Source organism: Virgibacillus kimchii (assembly GCF_055379185.1).
The window spans coordinates 1,090,744-1,103,604 of the sequence record NZ_AP043951.1; the positions used below are offsets into that span (position 1 = coordinate 1,090,744).

At 41.1% G+C, this 12,861-nt stretch carries 14 protein-coding genes; 1 reads left to right on the top strand and 13 read right to left on the bottom strand.

Annotated features, from left to right (window positions below; all coding sequences use genetic code 11):
- Together yqfD and yqfC are read right to left on the bottom strand one after the other, a co-directional pair.
- Positions 1–1,218 (bottom strand): sporulation protein YqfD, encoded by a 1,218-nt coding sequence (gene yqfD, locus ACZ42C_RS05540; protein WP_461181407.1) that lies wholly within the window; start codon positions 1,216–1,218, stop codon positions 1–3.
- A gap of 10 nt (positions 1,219–1,228) precedes the next feature.
- Positions 1,229–1,510 (bottom strand): sporulation protein YqfC, encoded by a 282-nt coding sequence (gene yqfC / locus ACZ42C_RS05545; protein WP_461181406.1) that lies wholly within the window; start codon positions 1,508–1,510, stop codon positions 1,229–1,231.
- 69 nt (positions 1,511–1,579) lie between these two features.
- Between yqfC and ACZ42C_RS05550 the strand changes: the two genes are divergently transcribed.
- Positions 1,580–1,825 (top strand): hypothetical protein, encoded by a 246-nt coding sequence (locus tag ACZ42C_RS05550; RefSeq protein ID WP_461181405.1) that lies wholly within the window; start codon positions 1,580–1,582, stop codon positions 1,823–1,825.
- 118 nt (positions 1,826–1,943) lie between these two features.
- Here ACZ42C_RS05550 and ACZ42C_RS05555 read toward each other — a convergent pair whose 3' ends face one another.
- The 11 genes from ACZ42C_RS05555 to dnaK form a co-directional block, all read right to left on the bottom strand.
- The gene (locus ACZ42C_RS05555; protein ID WP_461181404.1) at positions 1,944–2,471 is read right to left on the bottom strand and encodes a hypothetical protein; all 528 of its coding nucleotides are present in this window, start codon (positions 2,469–2,471) and stop codon (positions 1,944–1,946) included.
- Between the two features lie 27 nt (positions 2,472–2,498).
- Positions 2,499–3,503 (bottom strand): flotillin-like protein FloA, encoded by a 1,005-nt coding sequence (gene floA, locus ACZ42C_RS05560; RefSeq protein WP_461181403.1) that lies wholly within the window; start codon positions 3,501–3,503, stop codon positions 2,499–2,501.
- 33 nt (positions 3,504–3,536) lie between these two features.
- Positions 3,537–4,871: an NfeD family protein gene (locus ACZ42C_RS05565; protein ID WP_461181402.1), complete on the bottom strand. Its 1,335-nt coding sequence runs from the start codon at positions 4,869–4,871 to the stop codon at positions 3,537–3,539.
- Positions 4,872–5,101: 230 nt separating this feature from the next.
- Positions 5,102–5,548 carry a GatB/YqeY domain-containing protein gene (locus tag ACZ42C_RS05570; RefSeq protein WP_461181401.1) on the bottom strand — a complete coding sequence of 149 codons (447 nt, stop codon included), beginning with the start codon at positions 5,546–5,548 and terminating at the stop codon, positions 5,102–5,104.
- A gap of 20 nt (positions 5,549–5,568) precedes the next feature.
- Positions 5,569–5,742, bottom strand: a complete 174-nt coding sequence (rpsU, locus tag ACZ42C_RS05575; protein ID WP_015009841.1) for a 30S ribosomal protein S21 — start codon at positions 5,740–5,742, stop codon at positions 5,569–5,571.
- Between the two features lie 120 nt (positions 5,743–5,862).
- A complete protein-coding gene (gene deoC / locus ACZ42C_RS05580; RefSeq protein WP_461181400.1) occupies positions 5,863–6,537 on the bottom strand; it encodes a deoxyribose-phosphate aldolase in 675 nt (224 codons plus the stop codon).
- A gap of 53 nt (positions 6,538–6,590) precedes the next feature.
- Positions 6,591–7,919: a tRNA (N(6)-L-threonylcarbamoyladenosine(37)-C(2))-methylthiotransferase MtaB gene (mtaB, locus tag ACZ42C_RS05585; protein ID WP_461181399.1), complete on the bottom strand. Its 1,329-nt coding sequence runs from the start codon at positions 7,917–7,919 to the stop codon at positions 6,591–6,593.
- Positions 7,919–8,683, bottom strand: a complete 765-nt coding sequence (locus ACZ42C_RS05590; protein WP_461181398.1) for a 16S rRNA (uracil(1498)-N(3))-methyltransferase — start codon at positions 8,681–8,683, stop codon at positions 7,919–7,921. Before ACZ42C_RS05590 ends, mtaB begins: the two co-directional genes overlap by 1 nt.
- A gap of 59 nt (positions 8,684–8,742) precedes the next feature.
- On the bottom strand, positions 8,743–9,696 hold the full coding sequence (gene prmA / locus ACZ42C_RS05595) for a 50S ribosomal protein L11 methyltransferase (protein WP_461181397.1): 954 nt from the start codon (positions 9,694–9,696) through the stop codon (positions 8,743–8,745).
- A gap of 31 nt (positions 9,697–9,727) precedes the next feature.
- Positions 9,728–10,852 carry a molecular chaperone DnaJ gene (gene dnaJ / locus ACZ42C_RS05600; protein WP_461181396.1) on the bottom strand — a complete coding sequence of 375 codons (1,125 nt, stop codon included), beginning with the start codon at positions 10,850–10,852 and terminating at the stop codon, positions 9,728–9,730.
- A 149-nt stretch (positions 10,853–11,001) separates the two neighbouring features.
- Positions 11,002–12,837, bottom strand: coding sequence for a molecular chaperone DnaK (gene dnaK, locus ACZ42C_RS05605; protein WP_461181395.1), 1,836 nt, complete (start codon positions 12,835–12,837; stop codon positions 11,002–11,004).
- Between the last annotated feature and the right edge of the window lie 24 nt (positions 12,838–12,861).

Sequence of the window (12,861 nt, forward strand, 5' to 3'; positions counted from 1 at the left end):
TTAATCTCCTTGTTCTATTGGTTGTACTTTCGCAATATCTTCTTCTGCATTTATATATAAGTTTACTTTAACTTTACCACTGTCTGTACTTTCATGCAAAACTTTTTCAGATATAATTTCAGCTTTTTGCCCGAGTTGTAAAGCCAATTCATTTTTCGCCTGTTCAATGCCAATTCGAACTGCTTCTTCCTCCGTTCTCTCTTCCTCTTCATACAGCATTTCATTCAGACTCATCTCCACAAAGGAAATTGGCAATTCCCATTTCATAAAATGGATGGGTCTCTCGTCTGCCTCCCTATGGATCGCCTGATAATCAGGCTCAGAAAAACCCCAGACAGGAAACTGTTTATTCCCCAACCTGAGATAGTATTTTTTTTCCTGATTTCCAGTGAGGACTTCAAGATTGGACTGCAAGGGGATGGTAACCTCTGCTTCATACCAAGTGGTAGCAGTTACCTCTCCATCTGCAGCAACGTATTCCGGTTCTTCATCATTCTCTTCATCCTCATCTTCTTTCCTCTCTTCATTTATAATTCCGGAAACCAGTATATCTCCGGGCTCCACGTAATCATTCACACTTACCTGAGGGATCCCCTCAGTAACATACAAGTTTTTTATTACCCCTTTTTTCGTGGCAACCAGGTGTCGCGGTCCGTCCACTTCTTCTTCTTCAACAATTACTTTTTCTACACCTTCCAAGTTGTAGGTTGTCCCTTTTTGATCCACCCCAACCCAAAGTAATTCAGGCACATCCTCCACGAGTTTTTTTTGTATTGCTTTCGGTGAATCAATGGAGAATTTCCATGCGCCCGAATGTACCCCATAGCTGTCCAGCTGTTTTGTGATTTTTTCTTCAATATCCTTAGGTACACCGGTAACCTTTACTTCCCAGATAATATTCGATAAAAATAATATTAGCAGGATACTCAGTACGCCGGCGGTAAGCAATTCCTTTCTTTTTAAAAATCGGCTTGCGTATATAGGAACACCTTTTTTTTGTATAAATCGGATTTTATAATTAGTATTCTTTCTCAAGTGCTTCAGCGTTTTTACATCCTGGAGTTTAACATTCCCTTTACATTGATCAGCAGCTGTTTTTTTTATATTCCATACGGTGACACCATTTCGGGCACATAATTGAAAGAAAAGCTCCGGTTGATTTCCCCTCACTGAAATGGTTACATATCCTGTGAAAAAGGACCCTTGTATTTGTTTCATGACACCCTCCTTATTCCGGGATAAATTCCACCTCTTTGATCATCCCTTCTAATAATATTTCCTCCGGGAGCATCATTTTCAGAACAAATGATGTACCCGTAATCCGGATATACCCCTTATTTGATTTCAATTTAAGCTCTGTTTCCGAATAAGTGATCAATCCCTGGTGATTTTCAACATACACATGTAAATTTCCGACGATTGTTATTCTCGGTAATTCAAGAACAACATCGGATGGAAGGGCCAGGTATTTTATCAACCATGGTTTCATTCCCTGTTGCCAGATTTTCATTCATGAAGCCCCCTCTCTTCATCATATTTATGAAAAAGGTTACGTAATAAGAACTTGGAAATATGTAAATTGTGTTTAACCTATAACCAAAATTATTGTGAATTTCTTGGTATTAATAAAGAGAAAGCCATAGGCAAACATGTAACCGAAGTCATCGAAATTACCAGAATGCACATCGTTGCAAAAACAGGAATCGAAAAAATTGCAGGTATTCAATATATCCAGGGGAATTATAAGGTTGCCAATCGTGTTCCCCTTCTTTCTGGAGGTGAAAATGTCGGTGCGCGGTCGGTGGTCGGTATGGTATTTTTTTAGAGAAAACAAAAGAATAGTTGAAGATGATTAAAAATAAAAAACCGATGAGAAACAAAAGCTTTCTCATCGGTTTTTATATAAAAGACGTTATTAGACTACTTAGGCTTATATTGCCATTTTATCCATTTCTTCTTTCTGTAATAACACTTCGGTAAGGCTTTCTTGCCCTGGGCGGGCCTAAAACTTCCGACATAATAATGCCGTTTATTAACCCTTTTCCTCTCAAACTTTGAGAGACACCAGTTTTTATTTCTTCCTGTTCTTTGGAAAGGTCCTTACTCTTTTCCCTCAATACACTTTTAGTATCAGAAAACTCTTCCTGCAGCTCATCCATTGCTTCATTGGCCTTTGTGTTAAAACGATTGGCCAGTTTTTCCATCTGTTCTTTTTGCTGCTCTTCTATCGTTGAAGAGGAAATCGTTTCCCTGGCTCTTTCCAATGTACTCCTGCTGCTCGTTTGAATGTCATCACGTGAAGATGGTGGCGCCTGTGACGTTTTAGGTGCAGGATGCTGTCTTGATCGCCTTCTTCTTTGTTCTTCTTCCTTCTGCTTGGCAGCATTATCCCGCAAAAAACTTAAAATCCCCACAATGATCAGCAGAACAATAAAGAAATTGCCAAATATTAATTCCAAGAGAGCTTCCATGGGTATTCTCCTTTAACAGCAGATTTCTTAGCTATTTGAGTCATTGTTATTATTATCATTATTATCTTCTGTTAGTTTACCAATTGTATCTCTCATATCTGTATCGGCATCAATGTTCTTATAGTTCATATAATCCATAACACCCAGGTTTCCGGAACGTAATGCTTCGGCCAGAGCAAGTGGTACATCTGCCTCTGCTTCCACCACTTTAGCGCGCATTTCCTGCGTACGGGCAACCATTTCCTGTTCTTGTGCAACAGCCATGGCACGGCGTTCTTCCGCTTTAGCCTGTGCAATATTCTTATCTGCTTCAGCCTGGTCTGTTTGCAGAATGGCACCAATGTTTTTGCCAATGTCCACATCTGCAATATCAATGGAAAGAATCTCAAAAGCAGTACCTGCATCAAGACCTTTACTTAGTACGGTCTGCGATATGGTATCCGGGTTTTCCAGCACACGGGCATGCGTTTCCGAGCTACCAATCGTACTTACAACACCTTCACCGACACGGGCAATAATTGTTTCTTCACCTGCACCCCCGACGAGGCGGTCAATATTGGCACGTACGGTAATTCTTGCTTTCGCTTTAACTTCAATACCGTCAATAGCGATACCTGCAATAAACGGCGTTTCAATTACTTCCGGGTTTACACTCATTTGAACAGCTTCCAATACATCCCGTCCTGCCAAATCAATGGCAGCACCGCGTTCAAACGGAAGCTCAATATTGGCCCGGTGGGCAGCAATCAAAGCATTTACCACTCTGTCAACGTTACCTCCGGCAAGGTAGTGACTCTCCAGTTGATTTGTTCTTAATCCAAGTCCTGCTTTATGTGCCTTAATCAATGGATTAATTACTCTGTTGGGTACGACGCGGCGTAATCTCATCCCAACCAAAGTAAAGATACCCACCTTTACTCCGGCAGCAAGTGCACTGATCCAGAGCATTACCGGGATAAATGTAAACAATATTGCCAGTGCAATAATGATGACCGCAATTATAATCAGCGGCATAAGTTCCGTTAATTCCATGAAAATTCCTCCTATTTTTTACTTATCATTCTTTTATATTTCTCTAACTACAATACGGGCTCCTTCAACTCTTACTATTTTAACTTTTGCGTTTGCATCAATAAAAGCGCCTTCGGACACGACATCCAACCGCTCATCATTAAATATGGCTGCACCTGAAGGTCGTAATGGAGTAGCGGTTTCCCCTTCCAGACCTATTAACTCCAGTCTGTTTGCAGTGGATACATATCCAAGCTCTGTCGTATTTTCATCTCTGAGTACGATGTGCCGGAAAATGCCTTTATCCATTCCAATCCTTCTAAAAAGAATAATTGCTGCTCCTAAAGCAACTAAAAAAGCAATGGATATACTGATTGACATATGACCCATATCATATCCGGACATAAACAATGAACCAATGATTGCTGCAGCACCCAACAGTCCCAAAATCCCGCCTGCCACAAAAATTTCGGCTACAATTAATCCAATACCTGCAACAAGCAAAATAACAGCTTCGGCTCCAGCCAATCCAGCAACAATATGTCCATAAAAGAATAAAATCAAAGAAACAATACCAATTGTTCCTGCTACACCAAACCCGGGGGAATACAATTCCACGATCAACCCCAGACTTGCCAGGGATAACAGAATAGGGATGACAACCGGATTCGTTAAAAACCGTGCAATTTCTTCGGCAAATGAAGTCTCCATCTCAATTATTGTTGCATCAGAGAGGCCCAGCTCATACAATAATTCCACACGATCTCCAACCGTTCCTTCCGAATAGCCGACCTCCAAAGCTGTCGATGGATCCAAAGTCAGATAGTCGCCTTCCGGAGCCCCCACTTCAGGCAAGTCCACAGAAGGGTCCGCCATCGCTTCAGCATATAAGGGATCACGCCCTTTGGATTCGGCCGCACTCCTCATTGCTGCAAGCCAGGCGGATTGGGCTTTGTCATCAGCAGCTGTACCATCTCCGGTAATGACACCGCTTGAGCCCATTGTTGCCTGCGGTCTCATATAAATATTGTCTGTATTCAACGCAATATAGGAACCTGCTGATAATGCCTGATTAATGACAAAGGAAGTTGTTGGTATATCAATGGATTGCAGCTTGCTCGCAATATTTCCCGCTGCATCCACGCGTCCTCCCGGTGTATTGACTTCAAAGATAATATGGTCTGCCCCTTCTTCAATCGCTTCTTCAGTTGTCCGGGATAAAAATGCCTCTAGTCCGCGTTCCACTTCTTTTTCAATTGGTATTACGTATACCGACTGGCCCCCGCCATGATCATCATCTGCATGTATGACGCCAACTTCATTGGCTGCGGCAACTGCAGCCAGTAAAAACAGCAATACTATGTATGTGAATTTCTTTTTTCCCGGCACAAGGATCACCCCCTTACAATCTGTATTGTTCCATACGGATAACCGATGGGTTTAGTTTCATTTTTTCCCATTCTTATGTTTATAGTATCATAAATTATTCACCTTCGTATATCAATTGCATGAAAAATGAAGAAAGTAAAACAAGTCTGTTACAGGTATTGCCTATAACTTGAATTTTGGGGCATAAAAAGAGCCTTGCCATAGTTAGTGACAAGGTTCTTTCATTGAAATTAATTTAACTTTTTTTGTACGATTTGATTGATTTGCGAGCCATCTGCCTTTCCTTTTACTTTCGGCATGATTGCGCTCATTACCTTTCCGATATCCTTTTTCGAGGTCGCATTTACTTCCTCGATTGTTGATTGAACGATTGTTTCCAGTTCCTCATTGGAAAGCTGCTTTGGCATATATTCCTGTAAAATATTAATTTCGGATTCTGTTTTTTCTACAAGATCATCGCGTTCAGCTGACTTAAATTCTTGGAGGGAATCTTTTCTTTGTTTTACCTCTTTGGACAAAACAGTCAGTTCTTCATCTTCGGAAAGTGTATTTTTTCCAAGTTTTATCGCTTCATTTTGTATGGAAGCTTTTACCATTCGAATAACGCCAAGGGTTTGTTTATCTTTATTCTTCATCGCCTGTTTCATATCCTGATTGAGTCTTTCCAGTAATGTCACTGTTTATTGCACCCTCTTTATTATTTACGTTTTCTGGCAGCTTCTGATTTCTTTTTACGACGAACACTTGGTTTTTCATAATATTCACGCTTACGATATTCCGAAAGTGTACCACTTTTTGACACATTTCGCTTAAAGCGACGAAGAGCATCTTCAAGAGACTCGTTTTTACGAACGCGAGTTGTATTTGACATGCTATTTTCCCTCCCTCCGAAGCACAAAACAAGTTAAGGTGCATATGTATTATATAATCATATGCCTTTTTAAAGTATAATATAATACTACTTATTGGTCAACAAATTAATTAATAACCTTTAATAATCATCATTACCTGTGCTGTCATTTATAATATCCACACCTGCACTGGCCCCGATACGGGTGGCCCCGGCATCAATCATCGTGTTGACTGCATTTACGTCGCGGATCCCTCCTGATGCTTTTACACCCATATCATTACCAACAGTTTCCCTCATCAGTTCTATATCAGTTCGTGTTGCCTCCCCGCCGGAAAATCCGGTAGAAGTTTTTACATAGTCTGCTCCGGCTTCTTTCGCCAATTGGCAGGCAGCTATCTTCTCCTCATCTGTTAATAATGCTGTCTCAATAATCACTTTAGTAAGTGTTTTTTCTCCGGCTGCCTGTACAACTGCCTTAATATCGTTTTTTACCAGTTCATGATCACCGCTTTTTAATAAACCAATATTTATTACCATATCCACTTCTGCTGCACCGTCATTCACTGCTTGTTTTGTTTCAAAAGCCTTTGATTCCGTAGAGGTAGCTCCTAATGGGAAACCGATTACCGTGCATACTTTTACTTCTGTGTTTTTTAATCTTTCGTAGCAGAACGGCACCCAATACGGGTTGATGCACACGGAGGCAAATTTATATTCTTCTGCTTCCGATACCAATTTCTCCACTTGTTCCTTTGTTGTATCCGGTTTTAATAATGTATGGTCGATATATTTTGCCAGTTTCGTATTCAGCATACCCTTACCTCTTTTCCGTGGAATTTGTTACAGAGGGAACTGACCCTCTGTACCTAAATGTTTACTGCTTTATCCATGATTCTAACAAATGTTCCTTCATTTATTGGATAGCCGGCTTTATTTATTTTCACCCGGATAATTTCCCCGATCATGTCCGGTGTTCCTTCAAATTGAACTTTTAAATAATTATCCGTGTAGCCGACCAGATGGTCTCCGTCCTGGCTTTGCTCCTCGGGGATTACTTCCAGTACTTCATTCTCGTAACGGGAAGCATATTCTTTTGCCAGCTGATCCGACAGTGCTATTAGACGATGCACGCGGTCATTTTTCACATCATCCTCAACCTGTGCTTTCATACGGGCTGCAGGTGTGCCGGTGCGGCGGGAAAATGGGAATACATGCAGCTCGGAAAATCCTATTTCTTTTACAAATTGATAGGTTTCCATAAATTCTTCTTCTGTTTCACCGGGAAATCCTACAATTACATCGGATGTAATGGCGAGGCCGGGCAGTGCTTTTTTAATTTTTTCCACTTTTTCTTTATAATAACCGCTGGAATATTTCCTTCTCATTCTCTCCAATACGGTATCGGATCCTGACTGCAGTGGAATATGCAGATGCCGTACTATTTTTTCCGATTTATCCAATACTTCAATAACCTCATCTGTGATCTGGCTTGCTTCTATGGAAGATATGCGTATTCGCTTTAATCCCTCCACTTTTGTTTCCAGATCATGAAGGAGGTTTGCAAAATTATAATCTGTCATATCTTCCCCGTAGCCGGCTGTATGAATCCCTGTCAGGACAATTTCCTTGTAGCCTGCCTCAACCAATTTGCGGGCTTGTATCAGCACATTTTCCGGGTCTCTGGAACGTAACAGCCCTCTGGACCACGGGATAATACAGAATGTACAGAAATTGTTGCAGCCTTCCTGGATTTTAAGGGAAGCCCGGGTTCTATCTGTAAATTCGGGAACATCCATCTCTTCAAATACGCGATTCTTCATAATGCTTTTCACACCATTAACCGGTTCTCTTGTTTGCTGGTGCTCATCTATATATTTCAGCATGTTTTTCCGATCCTGTGTACCAACGACCACATCCACACCGGGAATTTCAATGATTTCCCCTGGAGATGTCTGGGCATAGCAGCCTGTCACACAAATAATCGCTTCGGGGTTTTTTCTGACCGCCCGGCGGATTACCTGTCTGCTTTTTTTATCTCCGGTGTTTGTTACCGTACATGTATTAATAACGTATACATCTGAATTTTGATCAAAATTCACGCGGTCGTACCCGTTATTTTTAAACATATTCCATATTCCTTCAGTTTCGTAATGATTCACTTTACAGCCTAATGTATGAAATGCAACTGTTGGCATCATGTACACCCCAATTCTTCAAAATGGTAGGAAATACTTGCAAGTGCATAGAGAGATGCTGTTTCCGTCCGCAGTATTCTCGGCCCAAGGCGAACGGGCTGGAAATCATGCTCTCTCAGCATATTTGCTTCATTCAAGGAGAAGCCTCCCTCGGGACCAATGCATATGGTGATCCGCCGTGAATGGTTATTCTTCATTTCTCTTAGTATGGTGCTTAATGATTGGTAATCCTCTGTTTTGGCTTCTTCTTCATATGCAAAGAGTTTGAGGTCACCCTTGTTTGTTTCATTTATCATTTCGGCAAAAGACATAACCGGATGGATGTGAGGAATTTTATTTCGGTGGCTTTGTTCGCCTGCTTCTTTTGCAATTTTATTCATTCTGCTTATTTTTTTTCTTTTCTTTTTGTCATCCCATACGACAATAGATCTTTCTGCTTCAAATGGTAAAAAGGATGCAGCACCAAGCTCTGTTCCTTTTTGTACAATATAATCGATTTTATCCCCTTTTGGCAAGCCTTGAGCAATGGTAACACTGACAGGAAGCTCTGTAATATTTTCAAGCTGTTTGCGTATTACTGTATGTACCTCATTGGGACTGCTGCTGATGATCTCACAAATTACTTGATAGCCATCCGGATGATTGCAAATTACCTGATCCCCTTCATTTAAACGCATCACTTTATTTATATGATGAACATCCTGACCTGTTATAATAACCTGATTTTCTTTCCAGCCTGATTCCTGAACAAAATATCGCTGCAATTAGATCACCTGCTTGTTAAGATGTCAACTTTAAGAAGGTATGCTCTTGTCAACTTGATTTACTTTCCGTTTGATGATTTCTTTTTGGCAACAATCGATAGCCAGTCATCCTTTTCGTTTATTTCCAGGATAAGAAATCCATCTTGTTTGAGCTTGTCCACTACCAATTGCTTCTTGCTTTGAATAACACCTGAAGTAATAAATAATCCTTCATCTCTTAAGTTATTCCATGCATCGCGGGTGAATTTAACGATAATTTCCGCCAATATATTGGAAACAATAACTTCCGCCTGCTCATTTATACCTTCCAGAAGATTATTTTGCCTTGCTGTCATTCTCTTCTCCAGCCCGTTAAGACCGGCATTCATTAATGTACTTTTTACAGCTACATCGTCAAGGTCGTATGCATGTACTTTTTTGGCCCCGAGTAAAAGAGAAGCAATGCTTAATACACCGGAACCTGAGCCTACATCCATGACAAAATCATCCTGCTTTATATATTTCTCCAGCGCCTGAATACTTAACATTGTAGTTGGATGTGTACCGGTCCCAAAGGCCATTCCGGGATCGAGCTCAATAATCATTTCATTATCGGAAACAGGATGATACTTTTCCCATGTTGGTTTAATAACAATTTTGTCAGATACTTTAATTGGCTTATAGTATTTTTTCCATGCCGTTGCCCAGTCTTCTTCATCAAGTTTGTTTACCGTAATATCATTCTTCCCGATATTAATTCCATATTGCGTTAGATTTTTAATTTCTTCATCAATCTGTTCAACTGTCTCTTTCAGGAAGCTGTTAATTGGAATATATGCTTTGATGTATACACCTTCCCGGGGGTAATCATCCGGGTTTAAATCATACATTTCACCGAATGTATCACGATGCTCACGAGATAAGTCGAGTGGATCCTCAATCGCCAGACCTCCTGCCCCTGCCTCGTGTAATAAATTTGATATTGGTTCGATTGCTTCATTTGTTGTATGAATACGTACTTCTGCCCATTGCATATTCGGATCCACTCTTTTCCTTAATAATGAATTATTCGTTTTTAAATGCTTTTTTAAATCGTTTGAACAAGGAATTATCCTGTTCATCTGTAGCATCATGTCCACCCAGCTTATTAAACTCACGTATCAGCTCTTTTTGACGCTCAGTCAGATTTGTCGGTGTCATGACTTTCACTTTAATATGCTGGTCACCATGTCCGTATCCTCGAACGTTTGGTGCACCTTTTCCTTTTAATCGAAACGTTTTTCCTGTTTGTGTTCCTGCAGGAATTTTCAGCATTACTTTCCCGTGCACAGTCGGCACTTCTATCTCATCCCCTAGCGCTGCTTGTGCAAATGTTAATGGAAGTTCGCAAAATATATGATCTCCGTCCCGTGTAAAAAAGTCGTGTGACCTGATTTGGACGACGACATACAGATCCCCTGGAGGACCACCATTGATGCCTGCTTCCCCTTTTCCTGCAACGCGAACCTGCTGACCTTCATCAATACCGGCAGGAATATTAATGTTAATCTTACGGTGTTTTTTCACTCTTCCTGAACCGCCGCATGTACCGCATTTTTCAGGGATTATTTTTCCTGAGCCTTGACAATGGTGGCAGACTCTTTTGTTTACGACACGGCCAAATGGAGTATTTTGTTCTGTATTTAATTGCCCTGATCCATTACAATGACTACAGGTATTTGTCTTTGTCCCCGGCTTGGCTCCTGAACCATGACAGGTTTCACAATTTTCTTCTTTGGGGATTCGGATGTCTGTTTCCTTTCCGAAAATAGCCTCTTCAAAATCCAAAACAATGGTAAATTGAAGGTCTGCCCCCTGTTGAGGAGCGTTCGGATCACGTCTAGCACCACCGCCAAAGAACATGTCAAAAATATCTCCGAAACCACCAAAATCCTGGCCGCCGCCTCCAAAACCTCCGAAGCCTTGGCTTTGCGGTCCTGAATGGCCAAACTGGTCATATTGTGCCCGTTTCTGCTCATTACTTAACACTTCATAGGCTTCTTTCGCTTCCTTAAACTTATCTGCAGCATCTGGTTCTTTATTTACGTCCGGATGATATTTTCTGGCTAATTTTCTATATGATTTTTTAATTTCTTCTTTTGAAGCATCTTTACTTACTCCAAGTACGTCATAATAATCACGCTTACTCACCGTTTATTCACACTCCCGACACTATTGCATAACTTTAATGTTACCACTACTTCCCGTTCAGTGACAACCAACCTGAAAGTAAAAAGTCAAAGTCAAGAGGTTCCTGACTTTGACTTCCTTTTGAAGAACGCAATGCTTACATAAATTGTTTATTTTTTATCCTGCTCGTCATCCATCTCTTCATAATCTGCATCGACTACGTCGTCACTACTGTCCTGATTTCCTTCTGCACCCTCTTGTGCCTGCTGTTCCTGTTGCATTTGTTCATACATTTTTACGGATAGCTGCTGTACTTGCTCTTCAAGTGCTTCTTTCTTGGCCTTTATTGCGTCAAGGTCATCAGATTCCAGCGCAGTTTTTAACTCGTCTTTGGCAGTTTCCGCTTTCTGTTTTTCATCTTCTGTTACTTTATCAGCCAGATCTTTTATCGTTTTATCTGTAGTAAAGATCAACTGATCCGCTTCGTTACGCAATTCAACTTCTTCCCGGCGCTTTTTATCTTCTTCCGCATTTTCTTCCGCTTCTTTTACCATGCGATCCACTTCTTCATCGGAAAGACCTGAAGAGGATTTAATTGTAATGGATTGTTCTTTATTTGTTCCCATATCCTTTGCACGTACATTGACAATACCATTGGCATCAATATCAAAAGAAACCTCAATTTGCGGCATGCCTCTTGGAGCCGGTGGAATATCGGTTAATTGGAAACGGCCCAGTGTTTTGTTATCAGCAGCCATTTCCCGCTCCCCTTGTAGCACATGAATATCCACTGCAGTCTGATTATCGGCAGCAGTTGAGAATATTTGCGAATGACTTGTCGGTATAGTGGTATTACGCTCAATTAATTTTGTGAATACGGATCCCATCGTTTCAATTCCCAAAGATAATGGCGTAACGTCCAATAATACAACGTCTTTTACGTCTCCCTGAAGCACTCCACCCTGAATGGCAGCACCTAGTGCAACAACTTCATCCGGATTTACTCCTTTGGAAGGATCCTGACCTGTTTCACGTTTAATCGCTTCCTGCACAGCAGGGATACGGGTTGACCCACCGACCAGAATTACTTTGTCAATCTCATTTGCTGACAAACCGGCATCCGATAGTGCTTTTCGGGTAGGTACCATCGTGCGCTCCACTAAATCAGAAGAAAGCTCTTCAAATTTTGCCCGTGTTAAATTCATTTCCAAATGAAGTGGCCCAGCGTCTCCTGCTGTAATAAAGGGTAGGGAAATTTGGGTCTGGGAAACACCGGAAAGATCTTTCTTCGCTTTCTCGGCAGCATCTTTCAAACGCTGAGTTGCCATTTTATCCTGGGATAAGTCAATTCCATTTTCTTTTTTAAATTCTGCAACCATATGGTCAATGACGACCTCATCAAAGTCATCTCCGCCAAGACGATTGTCTCCGGCTGTAGCAACAACTTCAAACGTTCCGTCTCCAATATCGAGAATGGACACATCAAAAGTACCGCCACCAAGGTCATAGACCAAAATAGTCTGATCCTGATCTTCTTTGTCAATTCCGTATGCCAAAGCTGCTGCAGTCGGCTCATTGATAATCCGCTCTACTTCCAGACCGGCAATTTTCCCTGCATCTTTGGTAGCCTGACGTTCTGCATCATTAAAATATGCAGGTACTGTAATTACTGCTTTTTCCACTGATTCCCCTATATAGTCTTCTGCATAGGATTTAATATGCTGCAGAATAATTGCTGAAACTTCCTGCGGTGTATACTCTTTTCCTTCGATTTCCACTTTGTAATCCGTGCCCATGTGACGTTTTACGGATTGAATGGTGTTTGGGTTTGTAATTGCCTGACGTTTTGCCACTTCTCCCACTTGTCTTTCACCGTTTTTAAAAGCTACCACAGAAGGGGTTGTACGGTTTCCTTCAGGGTTTGGGATGACAACCGATTCTCCACCTTCCATCACTGATACACATGAGTTTGTTGTACCTAAATCAATTCCAATTATTTTGCTCATCTTCCATTTCCTCCTTAACTGACT